The organism is Paraburkholderia jirisanensis (assembly GCF_054782355.1).
Genome location: NZ_BAAGSQ010000026.1, coordinates 1,120,027 through 1,143,055 on the forward strand (window position 1 = coordinate 1,120,027; position 23,029 = coordinate 1,143,055).

At 62.9% G+C, this 23,029-nt stretch carries 21 protein-coding genes; 17 read left to right on the plus strand and 4 right to left on the minus strand.

What is annotated here, in order from left to right; all coding sequences use genetic code 11:
• Nucleotides 1-39 precede the first annotated feature (39 nt).
• A complete protein-coding gene (locus ACYVNQ_RS21330) occupies nt 40-735 on the minus strand; it encodes a PepSY-associated TM helix domain-containing protein (RefSeq protein ID WP_460904569.1) in 696 nt (231 codons plus the stop codon).
• A 16-nt stretch (nt 736-751) separates the two neighbouring features.
• The gene (locus ACYVNQ_RS21335) at nt 752-2,881 is read right to left on the minus strand and encodes a TonB-dependent siderophore receptor (protein ID WP_460904570.1); all 2,130 of its coding nucleotides are present in this window, start codon (nt 2,879-2,881) and stop codon (nt 752-754) included.
• A 120-nt stretch (nt 2,882-3,001) separates the two neighbouring features.
• On the opposite strand from ACYVNQ_RS21335, the gene ACYVNQ_RS21340 reads away from it, so the two are divergent.
• The 4 genes from ACYVNQ_RS21340 (at nt 3,002) to ACYVNQ_RS21355 (ending at nt 5,576) form a co-directional block, all read left to right on the plus strand.
• Nucleotides 3,002-3,256 carry a hypothetical protein gene (locus ACYVNQ_RS21340; protein WP_460904571.1) on the plus strand — a complete coding sequence of 85 codons (255 nt, stop codon included), beginning with the start codon at nt 3,002-3,004 and terminating at the stop codon, nt 3,254-3,256.
• Nucleotides 3,253-3,675 carry a DUF1801 domain-containing protein gene (locus tag ACYVNQ_RS21345; RefSeq protein WP_460904572.1) on the plus strand — a complete coding sequence of 141 codons (423 nt, stop codon included), beginning with the start codon at nt 3,253-3,255 and terminating at the stop codon, nt 3,673-3,675. Before ACYVNQ_RS21340 ends, ACYVNQ_RS21345 begins: the two co-directional genes overlap by 4 nt.
• Nucleotides 3,676-4,006: 331 nt before the next feature.
• Nucleotides 4,007-5,062 (plus strand): phosphotransferase family protein, encoded by a 1,056-nt coding sequence (locus tag ACYVNQ_RS21350; RefSeq protein ID WP_460904573.1) that lies wholly within the window; start codon nt 4,007-4,009, stop codon nt 5,060-5,062.
• Between the two features lie 16 nt (nt 5,063-5,078).
• The gene (locus ACYVNQ_RS21355) at nt 5,079-5,576 is read left to right on the plus strand and encodes a DUF4442 domain-containing protein (RefSeq protein WP_460904574.1); all 498 of its coding nucleotides are present in this window, start codon (nt 5,079-5,081) and stop codon (nt 5,574-5,576) included.
• A gap of 91 nt (nt 5,577-5,667) precedes the next feature.
• Here the strand turns inward: ACYVNQ_RS21355 and kdgD are convergent, their stop codons facing one another.
• Nucleotides 5,668-6,585, minus strand: coding sequence for a 5-dehydro-4-deoxyglucarate dehydratase (gene kdgD, locus ACYVNQ_RS21360; protein ID WP_460904575.1), 918 nt, complete (start codon nt 6,583-6,585; stop codon nt 5,668-5,670).
• 218 nt (nt 6,586-6,803) lie between these two features.
• On the opposite strand from kdgD, the gene garD reads away from it, so the two are divergent.
• From garD to ACYVNQ_RS21395, 7 genes are all read left to right on the plus strand, one after another.
• The gene (garD, locus tag ACYVNQ_RS21365; protein WP_460904576.1) at nt 6,804-8,396 is read left to right on the plus strand and encodes a galactarate dehydratase; all 1,593 of its coding nucleotides are present in this window, start codon (nt 6,804-6,806) and stop codon (nt 8,394-8,396) included.
• 78 nt (nt 8,397-8,474) lie between these two features.
• Nucleotides 8,475-9,317: an NAD-dependent epimerase/dehydratase family protein gene (locus ACYVNQ_RS21370; RefSeq protein ID WP_460904577.1), complete on the plus strand. Its 843-nt coding sequence runs from the start codon at nt 8,475-8,477 to the stop codon at nt 9,315-9,317.
• Complete coding sequence (locus ACYVNQ_RS21375) at nt 9,314-10,243, plus strand: SMP-30/gluconolactonase/LRE family protein (RefSeq protein ID WP_460904578.1); 930 nt, start codon at nt 9,314-9,316, stop codon at nt 10,241-10,243. Before ACYVNQ_RS21370 ends, ACYVNQ_RS21375 begins: the two co-directional genes overlap by 4 nt.
• 409 nt (nt 10,244-10,652) lie before the next feature.
• The gene (locus ACYVNQ_RS21380; protein WP_460904579.1) at nt 10,653-11,645 is read left to right on the plus strand and encodes a TRAP transporter substrate-binding protein; all 993 of its coding nucleotides are present in this window, start codon (nt 10,653-10,655) and stop codon (nt 11,643-11,645) included.
• Nucleotides 11,646-11,796: 151 nt separating this feature from the next.
• Nucleotides 11,797-12,276 carry a TRAP transporter small permease gene (locus ACYVNQ_RS21385; RefSeq protein WP_460904580.1) on the plus strand — a complete coding sequence of 160 codons (480 nt, stop codon included), beginning with the start codon at nt 11,797-11,799 and terminating at the stop codon, nt 12,274-12,276.
• Between the two features lie 8 nt (nt 12,277-12,284).
• On the plus strand, nt 12,285-13,637 hold the full coding sequence (locus tag ACYVNQ_RS21390; RefSeq protein WP_460904581.1) for a TRAP transporter large permease: 1,353 nt from the start codon (nt 12,285-12,287) through the stop codon (nt 13,635-13,637).
• 86 nt (nt 13,638-13,723) lie between these two features.
• A complete protein-coding gene (locus ACYVNQ_RS21395; protein WP_460904582.1) occupies nt 13,724-14,926 on the plus strand; it encodes a porin in 1,203 nt (400 codons plus the stop codon).
• A gap of 119 nt (nt 14,927-15,045) precedes the next feature.
• On the opposite strand, the gene ACYVNQ_RS21400 is transcribed toward ACYVNQ_RS21395, so the two are convergent.
• The gene (locus ACYVNQ_RS21400) at nt 15,046-15,366 is read right to left on the minus strand and encodes a helix-turn-helix domain-containing protein (RefSeq protein WP_460904583.1); all 321 of its coding nucleotides are present in this window, start codon (nt 15,364-15,366) and stop codon (nt 15,046-15,048) included.
• 290 nt (nt 15,367-15,656) lie between these two features.
• Between ACYVNQ_RS21400 and ACYVNQ_RS21405 the strand changes: the two genes are divergently transcribed.
• From ACYVNQ_RS21405 to ACYVNQ_RS21430, 6 genes are all read left to right on the plus strand, one after another.
• The gene (locus ACYVNQ_RS21405; RefSeq protein ID WP_460904584.1) at nt 15,657-16,499 is read left to right on the plus strand and encodes an HTD2 family dehydratase; all 843 of its coding nucleotides are present in this window, start codon (nt 15,657-15,659) and stop codon (nt 16,497-16,499) included.
• A gap of 48 nt (nt 16,500-16,547) precedes the next feature.
• Nucleotides 16,548-17,711 (plus strand): acyl-CoA dehydrogenase family protein, encoded by a 1,164-nt coding sequence (locus tag ACYVNQ_RS21410; RefSeq protein WP_460904585.1) that lies wholly within the window; start codon nt 16,548-16,550, stop codon nt 17,709-17,711.
• Between the two features lie 18 nt (nt 17,712-17,729).
• Nucleotides 17,730-18,908 (plus strand): CaiB/BaiF CoA transferase family protein, encoded by a 1,179-nt coding sequence (locus ACYVNQ_RS21415; RefSeq protein WP_460904978.1) that lies wholly within the window; start codon nt 17,730-17,732, stop codon nt 18,906-18,908.
• Nucleotides 18,909-18,989: 81 nt separating this feature from the next.
• Nucleotides 18,990-20,387: an MmgE/PrpD family protein gene (locus tag ACYVNQ_RS21420; protein ID WP_460904586.1), complete on the plus strand. Its 1,398-nt coding sequence runs from the start codon at nt 18,990-18,992 to the stop codon at nt 20,385-20,387.
• A complete protein-coding gene (locus tag ACYVNQ_RS21425; RefSeq protein ID WP_460904587.1) occupies nt 20,384-21,199 on the plus strand; it encodes an HpcH/HpaI aldolase/citrate lyase family protein in 816 nt (271 codons plus the stop codon). The genes ACYVNQ_RS21420 and ACYVNQ_RS21425 overlap by 4 nt, the downstream gene beginning before the upstream one ends.
• A 226-nt stretch (nt 21,200-21,425) precedes the next feature.
• Nucleotides 21,426-22,823, plus strand: a complete 1,398-nt coding sequence (locus tag ACYVNQ_RS21430; RefSeq protein ID WP_460904588.1) for an MFS transporter — start codon at nt 21,426-21,428, stop codon at nt 22,821-22,823.
• Nucleotides 22,824-23,029 lie beyond the last annotated feature (206 nt).

Below are 23,029 nucleotides of genomic sequence, written 5' to 3' on the forward strand. Positions count from 1 at the left end.
TAGGCGTACTAGGCGTACGTTAAGCGAAGCGTTGCACGCTCAACTAATCGAATCGACCGCCAGCACGAGAATCGCAGCCACCGACGCCATAAAAATAATCGCGCCGACCGTGCGCCTGCGGTTCAGCTCGGTCCACAGCAGCACGCCGGTCAGCGACAGCAGCACGAGGCTGCCCGCGATCGAATCGGCCAGCAGAATCCAGCCGACATTCGCGCCTTGCGAGCGATGCATCGCTTCGAGCACGCCGATCACGCCCTGTTCGCGCCGCTCGACGCGCACGAAGGTGCCGCCTTTCCAGTAGTCGGCGTCGACCAGATAGCGTGGCGTGATGAAGCGCGCGGTCCAGTGCTCGGGCTGCGTCATCGATTCGTCGCCCCACGTGACCGGCTTGGCCGGCTCGCGTTGAACGCGGGTCGCGGGCCGGTCGAGTTTCAGTTGGTCGTGCACCCACTTCGACAGATCGCGCGGCGAATGAAAGGCATCGGCGGCCACCGGCAATTGCACGGTCGACACTTCCGGTGCACCGGCCTTGATCTTCATCGTGGCCCGATGATTCTGCAGAAAGCCCGTCACGCCGAACATCAGACCGAGTACGGCGCCCCACAGGCCGACCCAGCCGTGGATCTTGCGCAGCCACTTCAGGAACTGGCTGCGCCGCGAGCGCGTCGAACTGGCGCTGGCGCGTGCCGTAGCGCTTTCTTCTGCGGTGGTGACGCGCGTGGTTGAAGTATTCATGGATCTTCCCTGTTAATCAGAACTCGAGAGTCGACGACAGTTCGAGCGTGCGCCCGAGACCGACGCCGAGCTGATTCGATCCGGCGGCGCTCCAGTAGCGCCGGTTGGCAGCATTCTCGAGATTGGCCTGGAACGACACACGTTTGCCGTACACGCGCGTGGCATAGCGCGCACCCGCGGTGAGCAGCGTGTAGCCGCCGATGGTGGCCTGATCGGCGCTATTCACCGGGCGCGGTCCGACGTAGTACACGCCCGCATTGACCGCGAGGCCCGCAACCAGCGGCACGCGATATTCGGCAAACAGGCTGGCCGTGACGTGCGGCGTGTTTTCCGGCGTCTTGCCGATCAGCGTCGGATCCGACGAATCGACCTGCTTCGCGTTCAGATACACGGCCGAAGCGATCAGCGACACGTCCTTCGTAATATCGCCCTGCACCGAGAATTCGACGCCGCGATAACGCGCGTTGCCGTCGAGCGCAAATACGTTGTCCGCATTGGTCTCGGCGGCCGGCTGCCGCAGATTGAACAGTGCCAGCGACACCAGCACGCGATCGGCGAAGCGCGTCCGCACGCCGACTTCTTCCTGATGGCTGACGGCCGCCGGCAGGATCTGGTTGGCATTAGCCGCGGTGGCCGGCGCGCTGCCAGCTGATTCGAGCGCTTCGACATAGCTTGCATAGACGCTCGTGTTCGGCGTGATCCGGTAGGTCAGGCTGCCGGCCGGCGAGGTGCGGCTGATGTCCTGATTCGGCGTGCCTTGCTGCGACGCCACGAACTCCGAGCGGCGCACGCCCGCGAGCAGCTGCAACCTCGACGTCAGATCGATCTGGTCGAACGCATACGCGCCACCATTGCGGATGTGCTGCGCGAAGAACTGCTTGGGCGCGCCACCCGACGTGAAGGCCGTCACCGGCACCGGGTTGTACAGATTCTGTGGCGCGTTGAAGAAGAAGGTCGTGAAGTCCGGCTGGAACAACCAGTCCTGCGTGAGCCCGAGCGTCAGCGTATGCGCGAACGGCCCGGTCCTGAACGCGCCGTTTACTTCGAGGCGCACGTTCTTGTTCTCGTACATCTGGCCGTTCTGCTCGCTTGCCTGCAGCGTGCCGGCGCCGGTCGCCACGTTGTACTTCTGGAACACCCATGCCCAGCGGTCGCGCCGCGTGATCGACTGGCCGAGCGTGAAGTTCGCGCTCCAGTTGTCCGAGATCGCGTAGTCGGCGCGCACCAGTTGCGAGGTCGCGGTAGCGTTGGTCGGATGCGCGTTGCTGGACAGCAGCTTCGACGGATCGGGCATGCCCGGCAGCGAAATCGTGCCGTTCTTGCCGGCCGCGAGCGGCGCGATGCCGGCCTGCTCGACGACGCGCGTCTCGATGTGTTCGAGGTCGTACTGCAGCTTCAGCCGGCTCGTCACTTTCCAGTCGAGCGCCGCGCTGATGAACTTGCGATAGCCGCGATCGCCGTCGATCGGCGTTTCGACGTGTTCGTCCATTGCGTTGACGCGGATGCCGAACTGATTGTCGTTGCCGAAGCGCCGCGCGATATCCACCGCCGCGCCGATCGAGCCATGCGAATCGCCGAGTGCGGTGATGCTCGTCACCGGCTCGCTGCCGGCGCGCTTCATCACCATGTTGACGATGCCGGCCGGCACCGTGAAGCCGTAGTACAGCGCGGAAGCACCCTTGAGCACTTCGACGCGCTCCTTGTCCTCCATCGGCATCCAGATGTTGTTGTCGATCGGCAGTACGCCGTCGATCAAAAAGCTCGAGCGGTTGTCGAGCGGGATACCGCGCACCGACAGGTTGTCGTAAGCAAGCCCGTTCAGTTGCTGACGCACCACGCCGGGGACGTTGCGCAGCGCGTCGTACAGGCCGGTATCGCCTTGCGCGTCCATTACGCTGCGCGTGACGACGTTGATGGTAGCGGGTACATCGAGCGCATCGAGACCTTTGTATGGGCCGGTTTCGACCGAGGTAGGCGCGAAGCCCTGCGTTTTCTGGCTGACGACCTTGACCGGCGCGAGCTGCGGCGCATCCGCGGCGCTCGTCGTCGGATCAGTGTTCTGCTTGCCGGAGCCGGCTTCCGTGGCGGACAGATCCGCTGCCTGCGCGACGCTGCCGGCCAGGCTGGTCGCCAATACGACGCTCATCCAGCGCGTTTTCGTCCGAGCCGGGAGATGCCCGCTCAGTCGGCCTTCGATCATTCCGTTTCCCCAGGTTCATCGTGACCTCCTCGCAGAGCGACCGTCACACAGCACATGGCCTACGTTATGCCATCCGTAAATGGCGGCCATATTAATGCGAATAACTATCATTTGGAAAGTGAATGGACATTGAAATTTATTACAGATCGAAAGGATTGCGGGCGTGGTTGTGCAAGAATCGAGACTTCGTATCCGGCGCAATCGAACCGTTCGGGGGAGACTGCTTTGACAACCATGACCAACATGCAAGGCGACGTACTGCGTATCGGCGAGGCCGACGCGTCACAGGCGCTGCGTGAACGCGAGGAGATCAAGCGATGACCGCCTGCGAACAGATCGACCAACTGATCGCGGACCTGACGGACTGGCGCGGCGAGATCTTCGCCGCCGTGCGCAAGTGCATCCTCGAGGCCGATGCGCAGATCGTCGAGCAATGGAAGTACATGGGTAGCCCGGTGTGGTACCGCGACGGCATGATCGCGGTTGGCAACGCACACAAAGGCAAGGTGAAGCTTACATTCGCGCACGGCGCTGAGCTGCCGGACCCGGACAAGCTGTTCAATGCGGGTCTTGAAGGCAACGAGCGGCGCGCGATCGATTATTTCGAGGGCGATGCGATCAACGTGCGCGCACTGAAGAACCTGGTGCGCGCGGCGATCGAGCTCAATCAACGCAAGCTGAAGAAGAAAGCTGCCGCCGGCACGCGCGGCAAAGCGGGCAAAAGCGGAGCGTCGAGCTGACCGATCTGCCGCTCGCGTTCGAACGCGGATACGGATTTTAAAATGTCTTTATCCGCTGTATCTAATCGCAAATAAAAATTCATTGAGAATGGATAAGCGGGAATGCTCAATGTTTCATATCGATAATTTTCGATGGTGAATCGTAAGGCCTTGTTATCAAGCGGTTATGGCCGGATCGGACATTGGTTCAATGCCCCGGTATGCAGGGCGGGAAGTTCAAAAAAGTTTAGAAATGCAAAACCGTAAAATCAGCCTGGCGCGCGTATGATCGATTTAAACATGCGCATGAGCATCCTTTTAAAAACCATCATGCGCGCAATAGGCGGGGCATATGATGGAAGGCGCGGTTAAAAGCGGCGAGCAGATCGACGTAGCGGCGATTACCCAGTGGTTGAGGCGCCAGGGGCAGCCGATGCACGGCGAGCCTCGCCTGACGCAATATCACAATGGCTTGTCCTGCAGAACCTACCGGCTGCGCTTTATCAACCGCGACATGGTGCTGCGTTTTCCATTGCATGCCGGCGCGCTGCGGCAGATGCGCCGCGAATATCAGCTACAGCACTTTCTGGCCGGCTCTTTTCCGGTGCCGGCAATGTTCGCGCTATGCGACAACCTCGACGTCGCAGGCGTGCCTTTCTACGCGATGCAACATGTCAGCGGTATCAACATCGATCGCAGCAGTGCGGCGCCCGGGCGCTTCACGGCCGCGCAGAACCGTTTGCTATGCATACGCATGCTCGAGCGCGTGATCGAACTTCACCGGCTGCCGCTCGAGCCGTTGCTGCCGGTGTTCGGCGAGCACCGCGTGGCCTGTGCCGCCGCGCTGGTGCGCTACTGGTACCGCCGCTATCTGCGCTTCGCTACCGGCGATACGCCGGCGCTCGACGACGTGTACGCGTGGCTGATTGCCCATGCGCCCGCACCCACGCCGCGCTGCCTCACGCACAACGACTGGAAATTCGACAACATCGTGTTCAGCGACGACGATGAACTGCGCGTGCTCGGCGTGCTCGACTGGGAATCCGCCGCACCCGGCGACCCGCTGATCGACCTCGCGTTGTTGCTCGCACTGTGGCCGCAAGCGGACGACGCCGCTATTTTCAGGCGCTATCTGTATCAACCGGTGCTGGCGCCCGGCATGCTGAGCCGCGCGGAAATCCTCGCGTTCTACGCGCAGCACGGGCCGTATCCGATCGCGCAATGGGGATACTACGAAGTGCTCGGCCTGTTTTACTACGCGACAGTCGCGCAGTTTCTGCACGCGCGGCATCTTGCCGGCCGCGATGGCGGGGATCCGTTTTTCGCCGGCGTTCCCGCGTTGCTCGAGCATGTCCGGCAGCGATGTGTTGCGAAGATCGACGCATACGGTGCGCTGACGCCATGCTGAGGCGAAAGCGGTTGCGATGTCGGTGATGGACCTGATCGACTTCGTGCAACGGCGCGGCAGCTGGCTGCCGTTATCGTGGCGCTATGCGATTGCCGGTGCGATCTTTGGCCGGCACAGCCCTTTTTTCAGGACCTGCGGCATCGAGGTCGATGCAATTGCACCGGATGCAGTCCGCTTGCAGGTGCGCGAGCGCCGGCGTTTGCGCAGCCGCACGGGCAGCCTGCACGTGATGGTTGCGAGTCTCGCATGCGAATATGCCGCGGGTTTTCTGGTCGCGCAGCATGTCGATCGGCGTGCCGTGCAAGTGGTTGTACGGCGCGTGCGCTTCGACTTCAAACGACCGCTGGCTGGCGCAATCTTCGCGGAGGCACGCTTCGACGGCGACGCGCCTTGCGCATTGCAGGGCCGGCGCAAAGGCCGTGTCAGCGTGATGGTGGAGGTGCGCGATGGCGCAGGCGCAAACGCGATCGGCGGGCAGGTCGACGTGGTCTGGTTGCCATACGCCGATGCCTGAACCGGGCACGCGGCGCTGCGACGACGCTTGCGCGACGCGCGGCCGCACAGCACGACGGTTCGCCGCTACCGCGTGCCGCCAGCCACCCCCGTCACTGCGCCCCGAGCGTTTTGATCAGCGCGTCGAGCGCGCCCATCTCTTCTTCGGTCAGGTCGGTGAGCGGCGTGCGCACCGGTCCGGCGCTGCGTCCCACCAGCTTCGCGCCCGCCTTGATGATGCTGACCGCGTAGCCCGCGCGGCGATTGCGGATCGCGAGATACGGCAGGAAGAATTCGTCGAGCAGCTTGCCGGTGGTCACGCGGTCGTTCGCGGCGACCGCGCGATAGAACTGCATCGCAGTCTTCGGAATGAAATTGAACACCGCCGACGAATACACCGGCACGCCCATCGCCCTGTAGGCCTCGGCATAGACTTCCGCGGTCGGCAAGCCGCCGAGATACGAAAAGCGCTCGCCCATGCGGCGGCGAATGGTCACCATGTTTTCGATCTCGCCCACGCCGTCCTTGAAACCGATCAGGTTCGGGCAGCGCTCGGCCAGTGGTTCGAGCGTGTCGGCGGTGAGCCGCGAGTTCGCCCGGTTGTAGATGATCACGCCCATCTCCGGCACCGACTTGCAGACCGCTTCGGCATGCGCGGCGATGCCTTGCTGGCTGGCTTCGGTCAGATAGTGCGGCATCAGCAGGATGCCGTTCGCGCCCTGGCGCTGCGCTTCCTGCGCGTAGGCAATCGCAACACGGGTCGGGCCGCCGGCGCCGGCGATGATCGGCACCTTGCCCTTGCAGGTCGCGGCGGCCGTGCGTACGACCTGCGCATAATCGTCGTGCGTCAGCGAGAAAAATTCGCCGGTGCCGCCCGCCACGAACAGCGCCGAAGCGCCGTACGGCGCAAGCCATTCGAGGCGCGCCGCATAAGTGTCGGCGCGGAACTCGCCGGCTTCGTCGAAATCGGTGATGGGGAAGGACAGCAGGCCGGCGGAGACGATCTGCTTAAGTTCCTGCGGAGTGGTCATGGTGTGGTGATCGGAGAGGTTTTCTTATATGTCATCGTACGACAACAAATGTCATGGCTCAACCGGATTTCGCGGCATAATACGGGTTTTCAGGGTAAATACTGCGAATTTGCCCGTATCCCATGTTGTAGGATGACGTATAAATGACGGCCCGAAATCTTGACGGATCGGGCCATCGTTTTCACGAGTCGTCATGACGCGTCACGAGGATTCAAGCAATGCAACAACCCCCGCACTACATTCGCGTGCACCCGAACGACAACGTCGCGATCGTCGTCAACGACGGCGGCCTGGGCGAGGGTGCCGTGTTTCCCGATGGTCTCGTGCTGCGCGAGCGCGTGCCGCAGGGCCACAAGGTCGCGCTGAGCGACCTGGCCGCCGGCGACGAAGTGATCCGCTACAACGTGGTGATCGGTTACGCGCTGCAGGCCTTGCCGAAGGGCAGCTGGATCAATGAACACGTGATCCGCATGCCGGAGCCGCCCGGCCTCGAAGATCTGCCGATCGCCACGATCAAGGCGCCCGCCATGGCGCCGCTCGATGGCTTCACGTTCGAAGGCTATCGCAATACCGACGGCTCGGTCGGCACGCGCAACATCCTGGCGATCACGACGACCGTGCAATGCGTGGCGGACGTCGTGCAGCATGCGGTCACGCGCATCAAAGCCGAACTGCTGCCGAAATACCCGCACGTCGACGACGTCGTCACCCTCGGTCACACCTACGGCTGCGGCGTGGCGATCGACGCGCCCGATGCGATGGTGCCGATCCGCACCGTGCGCAACATCGCGCTGAATCCGAATTTCGGCGGCGAGGTGATGATGGTCAGCCTCGGCTGCGAGAAGCTGCAGCCCGAACGTCTGATGCCGCCGGGCACGATTCCGATTGCTGCGGCGTCGGGCAAGGCAGCGGAAGGTTCAACGCAGGCAGCCGATGCCGACACCGCCAACGGCGACGTCGTCGTACTGCAGGACGAAGCGCACGTCGGCTTTCAGTCGATGCTCGACTCGATCATCAGAATGGCGGAAGGCCATTTGCGGCGGCTCGACCAGCGGCGCCGCGAGACCTGTTCCGCGGCCGACCTGGTGGTGGGCGTGCAATGCGGCGGCAGCGATGCGTTTTCCGGCCTGACCGCCAATCCGGCGGTGGGCTTCGCAACCGACTTGCTGGTGCGCGCGGGCGCTACCGTGATGTTCTCGGAAGTCACCGAAGTGCGCGACGGCGTCGACCAGTTGACCGCACGCGCAGCCAACCCTGAAGTGGCCGCGGCGATCATCCGCGAGATGCAGTGGTACGACGCATACCTGAAGCGCGGCGGCGCCGACCGCAGTGCGAACACCACGCCGGGCAACAAGAAGGGCGGCTTGTCGAACATCGTCGAAAAGGCGATGGGCTCGATCATCAAATCGGGCAACTCGGCGATCTCCGGTGTGCTTGCGCCGGGGGAAAAGGTCCGCCAGAAAGGGTTGATCTACGCGGCCACGCCGGCCAGCGATTTCATCTGCGGCACGTTGCAGGTGGCGGCGGGCATCAACCTGCACGTGTTCACCACCGGCCGCGGTACGCCGTATAGCCTCGCCGAAGTGCCGGTGATCAAGGTCGCGACGCGTTCGGACCTCGCGCGCCGTTGGCACGACCTGATGGACATCGACGCCGGCACCATTGCTACGGGTTCTGCGAGCATCGAACAGGTGGGCTGGCAGATGTTTCACCTGATGCTCGAGGTGGCGAGCGGCCGCCAACCCACGTGCGCGGAAAAGCTGAAACTGCACAACGCGCTAGTGCTTTTCAATCCGGCGCCGGTAACCTGACGGGCCGCGTGCTGTAGTGTCACAGCGCTGCGCCTAGCCACCCGGTTTCGATGCATTCACAACCAGATCAATACGCTTATGACCGATTCGAATCGTGACCGCGCCGCGGCACGCAAACCGTTCCATCGTCTGCTGCTGACCGGCGCGGCAGGCAACCTCGGCAAACAGTTGCGCGGCGCGCTGGCGCAATGGGCCGACGTCGTGCGTCTGAGCGACGTCGCGCCGCTCGGCGAAACGGCGGCGCACGAAGAAGCGGCGAGCGTCGATCTGGCCGACAAGGCAGCGGTTCATCAGTTGCTGGAAGGGGTGGATGCGGTGGTTCATCTCGGCGGCATTTCGGTCGAGGCGCCGTTCGAAGATCTGCTCGAAGCGAATATTCGCGGCCTGTACAACCTGTATTCGGCCGCGCAGAAGCACGGCGTGAAGCGCATCGTCTACGCGAGCTCGAATCACGCGGTGGGGTTTCATCCGGTGACGGAAGTGCTCGACATCGACGCGCCGCTGCGCCCCGACAGCCTGTACGGCGTGACCAAGTGTTTTGGCGAATCGCTGTCGCGCTACTACTTCGACCGCTTCGGACTGGAGACGGTGTGCCTGCGTATCGGCTCGTCGTTCGAGCAGCCGAAGAATCCGCGCATGCTGGTCACCTATCTCAGTTTTCGCGACCTGATCGAACTGGTGCGCTGTTCGCTGTTCACGAACCGCGTCGGGCACGCGATCGTCTACGGCGTATCGGATAACCGCACCAAATGGGTGGACAACACCAAGGCGGCGTTCCTCGGTTTTCGTCCGCAGGACAGTTCCGCTGAATTCGAGCACCTGTTCCCAGTCGGCGCGCCCACCGCGGAACTCGACGACCCGACCCAGCGCTTCCAGGGCGGCCCGTTCGTGCTGGCCGGCCCGATGGAGCCGAAGGCGTGAGCGGCGCGGCCGGCGTGCGGGTCGAGCGGGTCGAAGCGGCGGGGCGATTGCCGGCATCAGTCGGCGAAAGCCCGGTATGGCGCGTGGCCGAGCAGGCGCTGTACTGGGTGGACATTCCGGCACGCCAGATCGCGCGGCTGCAGCTAGACACCGCCGAGCGCGCCGCGTGGCTGCTGCCGGAGCAGGTGGCATGCATCGCGTTCGATCGCAACGGCACCGTGCTGGCCGGCTGCGAAAGCGGCCTGTTCGCGATCGCGCTGAGCGAGCCGGGTTCGGGCGCGCAGCCGGTTGCCGCCACCACACGCCAGCTCGCTGCGCCGCTGTTCCCATCCGAAGGCATGCGCTTTAACGATGGCCGTTGCGACCGGCAGGGGCGCTTCTGGTCCGGCACGATGGTGATGGACATGGCGGCCGCCAACCCGGCCGGCGCGCTATACCGGTTCGACGAACACGGCGTGCTGTCCGCGCCGGTGGTCGACTCGCTGATCACGCAAAACGGCCTTGCGTGGTCGCCGGATGGCACGACGATGTATCTGTCCGATTCGCATCCTTCGCGCCGGCAGATCTGGGCCTTCGACTACGACGTCGAAGCCGGCACGCCGCACAACCGGCGCGTGTTCGCCGATCTGAACCACTATGCGGGCCGGCCCGACGGTGCCGCGGTCGATGCCGACGGCTGCTACTGGACCTGTGCGAATGACGCGGGCCTGCTGCTGCGCTTCACGCCTGCCGGCAAGCTGGACCGGCAGATTGCGGTGCCGGCCACCAAGCCGTCGATGTGCGCGTTCGGCGGGCGCGATCTGGATACCTTGTTCGTCACGACGATTCGCCCGGCGGCAAACGCCAGCGAACACGATGGACATCTGTTCGCGCTGCGCCCTGGTGTGGCAGGGCTGCCTGAGCCTGAGTACGCGACGGCGCTATAAAGCGCCCGGGACGTCCAGCGTTTAAGCCCGGCTTTATTCGTCACTCATCGTACAACATAATAGTTGGGATGCAGATTTAAAATTCCCACAATGTGGCGATCTGCTGCATGCCAGCGCGCGAATATCGCGCTAAATATCCATATTGCTTAGCAATCCCAGTAAATTACGTCGCCGCGCTGCGGGTAAATACTGTCTGTACAGCTCACCTTACGTTCAATATTCTTCATACGTTGTCGTACAACGTATAAGACTAAAAGAATTCCTCTTTCGCAAATTCCAGGATTTCGGCATGCCCGTCCGGCGGTGATCACCGTCACCGCCGGCGAGAGGCTAACGTCGCGCCACACGCGCGGCAAACCCGACATCCGCAATCGATCGCCACGCTGGCCCATTTTCAAGGAATGTCACGATGAATCACCCTTATCTGTCTTCCCGTGTTTCGACGATCGTCGCGGCCGCGCTGCTGGCCTTCGGCACGATGTCGGCGCAGGCGCGCGTGTTTCGCGTGTCGGATGTGCATGGCGACACCTATCCGACCAACATGGCCGTCAAGTACATGGGCGAGCAGATCAACAAGGCGACCAACGGCAAGGATTCGGTCAAGGTATTCGGCAACAGCGCGCTGGGCTCGGAAAACGACACCATTGATCAGGTGCGCATCGGTGCGCTGGACATGGCGCGCGCCAACGGCGCGGCCTTCAACGAGATCGTGCCCGAATCGATGATTCCGTCGCTGCCGTTCCTGTTTCGCGACATCGACCATTTCCGCAAGGTGATGTACGGCCCCGAAGGGCAGAAGATTCTCGACGCGTTCAAGGCGAAAGGCATGATCGCGTTGACCTTCTACGAAAGCGGCGCGCGTTCGATCTACACGAAGCGGCCGATCCATTCGCCGGCCGACATGAAGGGCCTCAAGGTGCGCGTGCAGCCATCCGAACTGATGGTCGACGAAATCCGGGCGATGGGCGGCACGCCGACGCCGATGCCGTTCGCCGAGGTCTACACGGGCCTGAAGACCGGGCTGGTGGACGCAGCTGAAAACAACCTGCCTTCGTACGAAGAGACCAAACACTTCGAAGTCGCGCAGGTTTATTCGGAAACCGAACATTCGATGACGCCGGAAGTGCTGGTGTTCTCGAAGAAGGTGTGGGATACGCTCAGCCCGCAGGAGCAGGACATCATCCGCAAGGCCGCGGCCGATTCGGTGCCGTACTACCAGAAGCTGTGGACGGCGCGCGAAGCCGAGGCGCAAAAGACCGTCACGAAGGGCGGCGCGACCATCGTCGCGGCTTCGCAGATCGATCGCGCGGCGTTCGTCAAGGCGATGCAGCCGGTGTGGACGAAGTACGAAAAAACCCCGCAGATGAAGCAGATCGTCGATGAGATCGAAGCGGTCAAGTAAGGCCCACGTTTCAGCAATCAGAACGCCGTAGAGGCACGCCGCGCGCGCGACCCCAGGTCGCCGCGCGCGTCACCGCATGTGCTGCTGCGCGTGAAGCGTGTAGTGACAGGCGAATACCCATGAACCCCAGATGTATGCGAGGAAGCCGGCAATGCAATTCCTGAAACGGCCGAACGATCTGCTGTTCCGTTTGCTGGTGGTGGCCGCTTCGCTGGGGCTAGCCGTATTGAGCCTGCTGGTGATCTACAGCGTCGTGATGCGCTATGTGTTCAACGATGCGCCGGATTTCGTCGAACCGATTGCGCTGCTGCTGGTGATCCTGATTGCGATGTTCGGCGCCGCGCTGAAAGTGCGCGAGGGCGGCCATATCGGGCTCGATTCGTTCGTCACCAAACTGCCGCCGCAAGGCCAGCGCGCCGCGATGGTGTTCCAGCACCTGTGCCTGATCGCGCTGGCGGTGGCGATTTTCTTCGGCTGTTTGCAGATGGCCGAAACCACGATAGACGACCGCATCCCGATTCTCGGCTTGCCCGAAGCGTTGCGCTACTGCATTCCGGTGGTGGCGAGCGTGTGCATTGCGCTGTTCTCGCTCGAGAACCTGCTGGCGCTTTTCGCCCAGAAACACAAATAGAACCCGTCATGGAACTTGCTCTTCTCTCCGTCAGTTTTCTGGTCTTTCTGGTGCTTGGCGTGCCGGTTTCGTTTGCGCTGGGGCTGTCGTGCGTGCTGACCTATCTGTACGAAGGTCTGCCGGCGGCTACCGCGATGCAGTCGATGATCTCCGGCATGAACGCCTTCTCGTTTCTCGCGGTGCCGTTCTTTATTTTCTCCGGCGAGCTGATGCTGCACGGCGGGATTGCCGACCGCATCCTGCGTTTCGCGCAGGCCACCGTCGGCCATTTTCGCGGCGGCCTCGGCATGGCCAACGTGGTGGCCTGCACGCTGTTCGGCGGCGTATCGGGCTCGCCCACCGCGGATACTTCGGCGATGGGCGGCGTGGTGATTCCGTTGATGAAACGCGAAGGCTATAGCGCGGCTTACGCGGTCAACGTGACGACCCACTCGTCGCTGGCCGGCGCGCTGATGCCGACCTCGACCAACATGATCATCTACGCATTCGCGGCGCAGGGCATCACCGGCACCTTGCACGGCCAGCAACTGAGCGGCGTATCGATCGGCGATCTGCTGTTCTCGGGCCTGCTGCCGGTGCTGTGGGTGATGGGCCTCGTGCTGATCGCCGCGTACTGGCAGGCCGTGCGCTACGGCTATCCGCGCCGCGCCGACGGTTCGACCGGGCTGCAGCGCTTTCCGGGCTGGCTCGCCGTGGTACGCACGTTCTTCGGTGCGCTGCCGGGCCTGATGGTGATCGCGATCATTCTGGTCTGCGTGGCCAAGGGCATTGCCACCGCGACCGAGGCCGCGGCTATCGCAGTGGCCTATTCGCTGGTGCTGACGATGGTTGTGTACCGGTCGATGTCGCTGAGAAAGCTCGGCCATGCGCTGGCGAAAGCGGCCAAGACCACCGGCGTGGTGCTGCTGCTGATCGGCGTCTCGAACATGCTGCGCTACCAGATGGCGTATCTGGAGATTCCGGATGCGATCGAGCACATGCTCGACGGCGCCACCCGCTACCCGTGGCTGATGCTGCTGTACATCAACCTGATCCAGATTTTCCTCGGCACCTTCGTCGATATGGCGGCGCACATCCTGATCACCACGCCGCTGTTTCTGCCGATGGCGATGCACGCCGGCGTCGGGCCAGTGCAGTTCGGCATCATGATCCTGCTCAATTGCGCGCTGGGTCTGGTGCACCCGCCGATCGGCTCGGTGCAGTTCATCGGCTGCGCGATCGGCAACGTGTCGATCGGCGAAACCACCAAGGTCGCATGGCCGTATTACCTCGCCATTTTCAGCGCGATCAACATCGTGACCTACGTGCCGCTGTTTTCGACGTGGTTGCCGAGCCTGATCAACGGCCACCCGGTCTACTGAACGGAGACAAACAAGCAACGATAAACGCCGGTTGGAGCACCAGAACAAAAAGCGCAAACGAATAACAAACCCTTGGAGATTGAAGAATGAAAAAAGCACTGGCAAGCTCAGCGCTTGGCCTTGTCGCGCTCGGCGCACATGCACAAAGCAGCGTGACCTTGTACGGCATCGTCGATACGGGGATCGGATATCAAAGCAGCCAGGTCTCGACGCTCGGTGCGACGAGCGGCGGCCGCTCGGCGGTCAAGATGGTCAACGGCGTGTGGGCGGGCAGCCGTTTCGGCTTTAAAGGCGCAGAAGATCTGGGCGGCGGCACCAAGGCGATCTTCCAGCTGGAAGAGGGCTTTAACAGCTCGAATGGCGCGATGGGCGTGTCGGGCCTGATGTTCAACCGGCAGGCTTATGTCGGCATTACCGATACGAAGTACGGTTCGTTCACTGCGGGCCGTCAGTACACGCCGTACTATCTGCTGCTGTCGCCGTATAGCCCGACCACGTGGCTGACCGGCGCGTATGGCGCGCACCCGGGCGATCTCGATTCGATGGATACGCTGTATCGCGCGAACAACTCGCTGGTCTATACGTCGCCGAGCATCTACGGGCTGACGGGCAGCGTGTCGTATTCGGTGGGTGGCGTGGCCGGCAGCACCAACGCGGGTTCGACGTATAGCGCCGCGCTGCAGTATCTGAATGGGCCGTTCGGCATTGCCGCGGGCTTCCAGCGCGTCAACAACTCGACGCCGGGCGGCGGCGCATGGGGCGCCAACTCCACGATGTCGAACGGCGGCGCGCAGCCGGGCGTATCGGCCATCAACAACGGCTACCAGACCGCGCAGGCACAGCAGCGTATTGCGGTGACCGGCGGTTACGCGTTCAGTTCGCAGTGGGACGTGTCGTTCTCGTATTCGAACGTGCAGTACATCGCGGGCATCAACTCGAAGTTCCATCAGGAGGCGATCTTCAATACCGGCGGCGCGGTGCTGCACTTCAAGCCGTCACCGGTGTTCGATCTGGCCGCGGGCTACAGCTATACGCGCGCGACTTCGGCCAACGGCATCTCGAGTACGGCGTCGTATCAGCAGTTCAACCTGTCGCAGTTTTACTCGCTGTCCAAGCGCACCGGTTTGTATGCAGTCGAGGCGTATCAGCGCGCCGGTGGCCAGACGCTTGGTACGGACGGCGTCAGCATCATCAACGCGACGGCGGATGTCGGCGACGGGCAGAACGGTACGCCGGCTTCGTCGCGCAGTATGGTGGCGGTTGGTGTGGGGATTATTCATAAGTTCTGATGCGCGGCGCGCGGGCGGTATAGCACCGTCTGCGCATGCTTCATTTCACGCGTGCCATCGCCGCTGTTCGCGGTGGTACGCGACTACCGGCTAGTGCCATTCCTATAGAGACATGGAAATCAGAGCGATTCGAGGCGCTCGACCATGTCCGGGTATTTTTTCACCAGCTTGATCAGCAGAGCCGCTTGCGCGTTCGGCTTCGCCTTACCTTGTTCCCAATTTTGATATGTGCGCGGGTTAGTGCGCAGGCGATGGGCCATCACGGCCTGAGAAGCGTGCGACGATTCGCGCACGGCCTTGATCTCGTCGGCAGAGACTTCGACTGGGTCGAGCAACGCCGCCTGAGTTTTGCGTAGCGTAACTTTTCCTGCGCGCTCGGCAGCCAACGCGTCGAATCCGTTCTGCAGGATTTCAAACAATGGGCTTGGCTTTTTGCTCATTTGAGTTCGTCATCGTCCAGGTGGGTTTTGCGCGCCGATTCGAATATTGGCAATTCAACAAAGAAAGCATCCAGAAGCAAAACTATACGCTACTTGCGTATGGTTCTGAACACGGGGAAATCGTGGAAATGGCGAGGTGCCAATCGTCCAGTTCGCGCTCAGCCACGGTGCTCCGACCGCTCCGGTGTTAACCAGATCCGAACACCCCCTTAAGCAATAACAACTTCTTCAAGCCGCGCGTCCAGTGCATGATGGCTGTCAAATAGCCAATCTGCCGGAGACACGCACACATGACCGAAACCAGTCAGCCGCTCGAGGCATGGGTTGGCCGCACAGCATCCCAGGATGACTACCTCGCGCCGTTCCCCATCAGCGCGCTAGCCGCAACCCTCGACCGTCCCGCACCGCCGCAAATCGTGCCGGCGCTGTGGCACTGGCTGTACTTCCTGCCGGTCTCGCCGTTAGCCGAAACCGGTGCCGACGGCCATCCGCAGCGTGGCGGCTTTCTGCCGCCGGTGGCGCTGCCGCGCCGCATGTGGGCCGGTGGACGGCTGTCGTTCGATGCACCGCTCAACGTAGGCGGCCCTGCCACCCGCATCTCGAAGATCGAGACCATCCGCGAAAAAGAAGGCCGTACCGGCAAGCTGGTGTTCGTCACGGTGTCGCACCGCATCACGCAAGACGGCCGGGTGGCGATCGAAGAGCAGCAGGACATCGCGTATCGCGACCCGCCTTCGCCCGCAGAAGCCGACAAGGTGCCGGAGCGCGCCCCCGGCGACGCCACATGGAGCCGCGCGATCCATCCCGACCCGGTTCTGCTGTTCCGCTATTCGGCGCTGACTTTCAACAGCCACCGCATTCATTACGATTACCCGTACGTGACGCAGGAAGAAGGTTATCCGGACCTTGTCGTGCATGGTCCGCTGATCGCCACCTTGCTGGTCGACCTCGTGCATCGCGAGTTGCCACACGCGCTGCTGCGCGGTTTCGAATTCCGCGCGGTGCGCCCGACCTTTGCGAACCGTCCGTTCGCCGTGTGCGGCAAACCGTCCGAAGACGGCAAGACGATCGCGTTGTGGGCGCAAGACCACGACGGCTATCTGACGATGCACGCGAGCGCAACGCTCGCCTGACGCCCGACGTACCAGCAACGTAACCCCGTACCCCATTCGCTTTCGAACATGCAAACGAGCCATTCAGATACCTTCATCGACATCCGCGAAGCGGTGCGTGACCTGTGCCTGCAGTTTCCGGGCGAGTACTTCCGCAAGATCGACGAAGCGCGCGGCTACCCCGAGGAGTTCGTCAACGCGCTGACCGAAGCCGGCTGGCTGGCCGCGCTGATTCCGCAGGAATATGGCGGCTCGGGGCTCGGCCTTACCGAGGCGTCGGTGATCATGGAAGAGATCAATCGCGCGGGCGGCAATTCAGGTGCGTGCCACGGGCAGATGTACAACATGGGTACGCTGCTGCGCCACGGCTCGGCCGAGCAGAAGCAGCGCTACTTGCCGAAGATCGCGAGCGGCGAACTGCGGCTGCAGTCGATGGGCGTCACCGAGCCGACCACCGGCACCGATACGACGAAGATCAAGACCACCGCGGTCAAGCGCGGCGACCGTTACGTGATCAACGGGCAGAAAGTGTGGATTTCGCGCATCCAGCATTCGGACCTGATGATTCTGCTCGCGCGCACCACGCCGCTCGCGGACGTGCAGCGCAAATCGGAAGGCATGTCGATCTTTATCGTCGATCTGCGTGAGGCGATCGGGCACGGCATGTCGGTGCAGCCGATCGCGAACATGGTCAATCACGAGACCAACGAGCTGTTCTTCGACAACCTCGAGATTCCGGCTGAAAACCTGATCGGCGAAGAGGGCAAGGGCTTCAAGTACATTCTCGACGGTCTGAACGCCGAGCGCGCGCTGATCGCGGCCGAATGTATCGGCGACGGCTATTGGTTTATCGACAAGGTGACGCAGTACGCGAAAGAACGCATCGTATTCGGCCGTCCGATCGGGCAGAACCAGGGCGTGCAGTTTCCGATCGCGCGCGCGTTCGTCAACGTCGAGGCCGCGAGCCTGATGCGCTTCGACGCGGCGCGCCGTTTCGATGCGCACGAGCCGTGCGGCGCGCAGGCTAATATGGCGAAGCTGCTCGCAGCCGATGCATCGTGGGAAGCGGCCAATGCGTGCCTGCAGTTTCACGGCGGCTTCGGCTTCGCGTGCGAGTACGACGTCGAGCGCAAGTTCCGCGAAACGCGGCTGTATCAGGTCGCGCCGATTTCGACGAACCTGATCCTGTCGTACGTGGCCGAGCACATCCTCGGCCTGCCGCGTTCGTTCTAAGGAGGCTGTGCGATGTCGATCAGACCTTTGGACGGGATCAAGGTAGTCACGCTCGAACACGCGATTGCCGCGCCGTTCTGCACCCGCCAGCTGGCGGATCTCGGCGCGCGCGTAATCAAGGTCGAGCGTCCCGGCGCCGGCGACTTCGCGCGCGGTTACGACGAACGCGTGCATGGGCTGTCGTCGCATTTCGTATGGACCAACCGCTCGAAAGAAAGCCTCACGCTCGATGTGAAGCAGCCTGAAGCGGCGCAGATTCTCGCCGCGCTGATCGCCGATGCGGACGTGCTGGTGCAAAACCTCGCGCCGGGCGCGGCCGAGCGACTCGGGCTCGGTTACGAAGCGCTGAGCGCAAAGCATCCGCAATTGATCGTTTGCAATATCTCGGGCTACGGCGAAGACGGCCCGTATCGCGACAAGAAAGCGTACGACCTGCTGATCCAGAGCGAAGCCGGTTTTCTATCGGTCACGGGTTCGCCGGATGCACCTGCCAAAGCGGGCTGCTCGATTGCCGACATCGCCGCGGGCATGTACGCGTATTCGAACATCCTGAGCGCGCTGCTGCTGCGTGGCCGCACCGGCAAGGGCTGCCGCATCGACGTGTCGATGCTGGAGAGCATGGTCGAGTGGATGGGCTATCCGATGTACTACGCGTTCGACGGGCAAAAGCCGCCGGCGCTGGCAGGCGCGGCTCACGCCACGATCTATCCGTATGGTCCGTTTGCGGCGGGTGACGGCCGCATCGTGATGATGGGCCTGCAAAACGAGCGCGAATGGAAGCTGTTCTGCGACGAGGTGCTCGAGCAGCCCGCTTTGGCTACCGACGAACGCTTCTCGACGAACTCGAAACGCAGCGCAGCGCGCGATGCGTTGCGCGAGATCATCGTGCAGGCGTTTGCGAACCTGAGCGCGGCGCAAGTGGTCGAGCGTCTGGACAAGGTCGGCATTGCCAATGCGCAGATGAATTCGATGCACGACGTATGGGCGCATCCGCAATTGAAGGCGCGCGAGCGCTGGCGGGAAGTGAGCACGGCAGCGGGCATGGTGCCGGCGCTGCTGCCGCCGGGTCTCGGCGATAACTTTGCGCCGCGCATGGACGCGGTGCCCGCGCTCGGCGCGCACACCGATGCGATCTTGCGCGAGCTCGGCTACGACGCGGCACGTATCGATGCATTGCGCAGCGCCGGCGCGGTCTGAGCGGCAATGCACGGCATTCCTGCCCGCGGGCAAACACCTCAAACATACGCAGCCTGTTCAAGCATTCCGGAGACGACACCCATGACAACCACCACCTTGCATATCGAAGGCAACCAGAGCGAGGCGCTCGCCGCCTTCGCGGCCAATCTCGCATTCGATGCGATCCCGGCTTCGGTCGTCGAGCGCACCGTCAACCTGTATGTCGACTGGCTCGGCTCGGCGCTGGGCGGCAAGGGGGCGCGGCCGGTCGAAAGCATTGCGCGCTTCGCACGCACGATGGGGCCGGACGACGGTCCCGCCGAAGTGCTGATCGACGGCAGCCGCACCACGCCGTTTTTCGCGGCGATGGTGAACGGCGCGGCGTCGCATTTCGTCGAGCAGGACGACGTGCACAACGGCTCGGTGTTTCATCCGGCCGCGGTGGTGTTTCCGGTGGTGCTGGCGCTGGCGCAGCAGTTGAACGCATCGGGCCGCGACATGATCACGGCTGCGGTGGTGGGTTATGAAGTGGGGATCCGGGTCGGCGAGTTTCTCGGGCGTTCGCACTACAAGGTGTTTCACACCACGGGCACCGCGGGTACGGTGGCGGCCGCTGCCGCTGCGGGACGCATGCTGAAGTTGTCGCCGCAGGCGATGCTCGACGCGTTTGGTTCTGCCGGCACGCAGGCCGCGGGACTGTGGGAATTTCTGCGCGATGCGGCCGATTCGAAGCAGCTGCACACCGCAATGGCGGCAGCGAACGGCCTGATGGCCGCGGAGTTGGCCGCCGACGGCTTCAAGGGTGCGAAGCGCATCCTTGAAGGCAGCAAGGGCATGGCGGCCGGTATGTCGAGCGACGCCGATCCGGCGAAACTGCTCGACCGCCTCGGCGAACGCTGGGCCACCGTCGAGACTTCGTTCAAGTATCACGCGGCATGCCGTCATACGCATCCGGCAGCGGATGCGTTGATCGACGTGCTTGTCAAACATCAGATCCGCGCGCAGGACATTGCGCGTGTCGTAACGCACGTACACCAGGGCGCCATCGACGTGCTGGGCGCGGTGGTCGAACCGAAAACAGTTCATCAGGCGAAGTTCAACATGGGCACCGTGCTCGCGCTGGTCGGCCATTACGGTTTTGCGGGCGTCAACGAGTTCGAGCAGCATTTCCTCGCGGACCCGGTGGTCGCGTTTCGCGGCAAGGTGGAAATGGAGTACGACGAGGAAGTGGACCACGCATATCCCGCACGCTGGATCGGCAAGGTCACCGTCTACACCACCGATGGACGCGTGCTGCAAGGACGCGTCGACGAACCGAAGGGCGACCCCGGCAACACGCTGTCGCGCGACGAGATTTCGATCAAGCTGAAGCAACTGGTGAAATTTTCCGGCGCTTTGGACGAGGTTCAGGCCACGCAACTACTCGACAGCGCATGGCACGTCACCACGCAGCCGCGCGTCGGCTCGTTGCTTGGCAGCTTGACGGCAGCGGCCGCATGAGCGCGCCGCACTGCTCGTATCTGTTCGTGCCGGGCAACCGCCCCGAACGGTTCGTCAAGGCGCGTGCGGCCGGCGCGGATGCCGTGATCTTCGATCTCGAAGATGCCGTGCAGCCCGCTGAAAAAGCACTGGCGCGCGCCGCGATAGCGAATGGACTCGACGCAGCCGCACCGGTTTACGTGCGCATCAACGGCGCGCAAACCGAATGGTTCGCTGACGACGTCGCCGCGCTAGCCGCGCACCCCGGCGTAGCCGGCCTCGTCTTGCCGAAGGCCGAGGAAACTGCGTCGATCGCTACGATCCGCGAGCGTGCGCATGCGGCCTTGACGGTATCGCCGATCATCGAATCGGCGCTCGGCTACACACGGTTAAACGAACTATGCGGCGCGCCTGGCGTAGACCGTTTGCTGTTCGGCACGCTCGATTTCCAGTTCGATCTCGGCATGGAGGCCAACGAAGACGAGTTGATCGTGTTCCGCTCGGGCATCGTGCTCGCATCGCGACTCGCGGGGCTTGCGGCTCCCGTAGACGGCGTATCGACCGTGCTCGACGATGCCGCTTCGATCGAAGCCGATGCGCGCCTCGGGCGGCGCTTGGGCTTTGGCGGCAAGCTGTGCATTCACCCGAAGCAGCTCGCCGCCGTGCATCGCGCCTATGCATGGAGCGAAGCCGAGTACGACTGGGCGAAGCGCGTGCTGGAAGCAGTCCGCGCAAGCGGCGGCGCAGCGGTTGCAGTGGACGGCAAGATGGTCGACGCCCCGGTGATCCTGAAGGCCGAGCGCATTGCCGCTACGCCACGGCGCCCCGCATGACGCATTCGATTTTGCTGAAGGCCGCCTTTGGAAAATGCAAATTGCTTCACGGCCCTTATAAAGGCACGCTTTACGCACGCACCTAAGGCGCGTCCGCCATTCGCTCGATCTCAAGCGATAACCATCGCTTGAGATTGAGCTTTAGCTTTAGCTTCAACCCGGCAAGTGCACCTACAGAAAGCACCGGGCGAATGCGGCTACGAACAAATTCACATTGGAGACTGAATTGGCTATCGTCAATTCGGGCGCTCGGCTCGACCGCCTGCCCATTTCGACCTTTCACTGGAAGATTCTCGGCCTGATCAGCGCCGGTGCTTTCCTCGACGCGTTCGACATTTATCTCGCGAACGGTTCGCTCGCCGCGATGGTGAAGAGCGGCTTTACCGATCTGCACGTCGGCTCGTTCTTCATTTCGGCGACCTTTCTCGGCATGATGCTCGGCGCCGGCTTGTCGGGCTATCTGGGCGACCGCTTCGGACGTCGCTATTCGTATCAGGCGAATCTGGCCATCTTCGGGCTGGCTTCGATTGCCGCGGCGTTTGCGCCGAACATCTACTGGCTGATTTTCCTGCGGCTGGTGATGGGCATCGGCCTCGGCGCGGAACTGGTGGTGGCGGCCGGCACGCTCAGCGAATTCGTGCCGCCGGGCACGCGCGGCCGCTGGATTTCGCTGCTCGCGCTGATTACGAATTCGGGGCTGCTCGGTGCGACTGCAATCGGCTACTGGGTGATTCCGCATCTGGGCTGGCGCTATATGTTCGGCATTGCGGGCATCGGCGCGATGATCGTGTGGGTGTTGCGGCACCGGATGCCGGAATCGCCGCGCTGGCTCGAAACGGTCGGCCGCCTGCAGGAAGCGGAAGCGACGGTCGCCGCGATCGAGCGCGAAGTGGCGGCGAAGGTCGGCAAGCTGCCGCCGGTCGCGCACGTGTTCGATCACGAAGCGCCGCGCACGCCGTTTTCCGCGCTGTTCGAGCGCGGCATGCTCGGGCGCACGCTGGTGGCCGCGCTGACCTGCATGGCGATCAACATGTCGCTGTACGGCTTCGTGGCGTGGTTGCCGACCTTCTTCGTCAAGGAGGGGCTGACGATCGTGCAGTCGCTCGGCTTCGTGCTGCTGATGTCGTTTGGCGCACCGGCGGGCGCGGTGGTCGGCTACTTCACCGCGGACCGCCTGGGGCGCCGCAACGGGCTGGTGCTGTTCTCGGTGCTGACGGTGGTGCTCGGCTACGTGTACGTGCATATGCGCGATGCCGCGGCGATTTCGATCGTCGGCTTCGCGCTGGTGACGACCATTTATACGGTGTGCACGCTCGGGCTGTTCGGTTATATCCCGGAGCTGTTCCCGACCACGCACCGGCTGCGCGGCACCGGCGTGGCCGGCACCTGCGGGCGCGCGGCTTCGATGTCGACACCTTATGTGGCGATCGTGCTGTACACGCAGTTCGGTGTGACGGGCGTGGTGTCGATGGTGAGCGCGGTGTTGCTGCTGATGAGCGCGGCGATTCTTGCACTGCGTATCGAAACGAGCCGCCAGACGCTCGAGGCGATTGCGCCGGAAACACTGGCCGGCGCTGGGGCAGAAAGCCAGCGGATGGAGGTGGTGGCGAATCAGTCTTCATGACGCTCGCCCACCCATAGCGGTGTGTGTCGAAGGGTTGCAGGTTCTTGCCTGTAACCCTTTTTCCGTTTACGGCTTCAACCCCTACGCCAAAAACGGTATCTCGAATCGACTGCCGTGCCCGCAGGCCATATCATTGAACTCGGATGACATTGGAAGAGGGTGATGAGCAAGATCAACGCAGTTCCAGCATTGCGCCTGAGCGTCGA

Excerpts from the sequence above, each read along its gene's own strand:
- ACYVNQ_RS21410 (WP_460904585.1), top strand. The coding sequence starts at position 16,548 with ATGCAAACGAGCCATTCAGATACCTTCATCGACATCCGCGAAGCGGTG.
- ACYVNQ_RS21330 (WP_460904569.1), bottom strand. The coding sequence starts at position 735 with ATGAATACTTCAACCACGCGCGTCACCACCGCAGAAGAAAGCGCTACG.
- ACYVNQ_RS21380 (WP_460904579.1), top strand. The coding sequence starts at position 10,653 with ATGAATCACCCTTATCTGTCTTCCCGTGTTTCGACGATCGTCGCGGCC.
- ACYVNQ_RS21345 (WP_460904572.1), top strand. The coding sequence starts at position 3,253 with ATGACCGCCTGCGAACAGATCGACCAACTGATCGCGGACCTGACGGAC.
- ACYVNQ_RS21340 (WP_460904571.1), top strand. The coding sequence starts at position 3,002 with ATGCCATCCGTAAATGGCGGCCATATTAATGCGAATAACTATCATTTG.
- ACYVNQ_RS21335 (WP_460904570.1), bottom strand. The coding sequence starts at position 2,881 with ATGAGCGTCGTATTGGCGACCAGCCTGGCCGGCAGCGTCGCGCAGGCA.
- ACYVNQ_RS21355 (WP_460904574.1), top strand. The coding sequence starts at position 5,079 with ATGTCGGTGATGGACCTGATCGACTTCGTGCAACGGCGCGGCAGCTGG.
- garD (WP_460904576.1), top strand. The coding sequence starts at position 6,804 with ATGCAACAACCCCCGCACTACATTCGCGTGCACCCGAACGACAACGTC.
- kdgD (WP_460904575.1), bottom strand. The coding sequence starts at position 6,585 with ATGACCACTCCGCAGGAACTTAAGCAGATCGTCTCCGCCGGCCTGCTG.
- ACYVNQ_RS21385 (WP_460904580.1), top strand. The coding sequence starts at position 11,797 with ATGCAATTCCTGAAACGGCCGAACGATCTGCTGTTCCGTTTGCTGGTG.
- ACYVNQ_RS21350 (WP_460904573.1), top strand. The coding sequence starts at position 4,007 with ATGATGGAAGGCGCGGTTAAAAGCGGCGAGCAGATCGACGTAGCGGCG.
- ACYVNQ_RS21370 (WP_460904577.1), top strand. The coding sequence starts at position 8,475 with ATGACCGATTCGAATCGTGACCGCGCCGCGGCACGCAAACCGTTCCAT.
- ACYVNQ_RS21425 (WP_460904587.1), top strand. The coding sequence starts at position 20,384 with ATGAGCGCGCCGCACTGCTCGTATCTGTTCGTGCCGGGCAACCGCCCC.
- ACYVNQ_RS21400 (WP_460904583.1), bottom strand. The coding sequence starts at position 15,366 with ATGAGCAAAAAGCCAAGCCCATTGTTTGAAATCCTGCAGAACGGATTC.
- ACYVNQ_RS21390 (WP_460904581.1), top strand. The coding sequence starts at position 12,285 with ATGGAACTTGCTCTTCTCTCCGTCAGTTTTCTGGTCTTTCTGGTGCTT.
- ACYVNQ_RS21420 (WP_460904586.1), top strand. The coding sequence starts at position 18,990 with ATGACAACCACCACCTTGCATATCGAAGGCAACCAGAGCGAGGCGCTC.
- ACYVNQ_RS21405 (WP_460904584.1), top strand. The coding sequence starts at position 15,657 with ATGACCGAAACCAGTCAGCCGCTCGAGGCATGGGTTGGCCGCACAGCA.
- ACYVNQ_RS21395 (WP_460904582.1), top strand. The coding sequence starts at position 13,724 with ATGAAAAAAGCACTGGCAAGCTCAGCGCTTGGCCTTGTCGCGCTCGGC.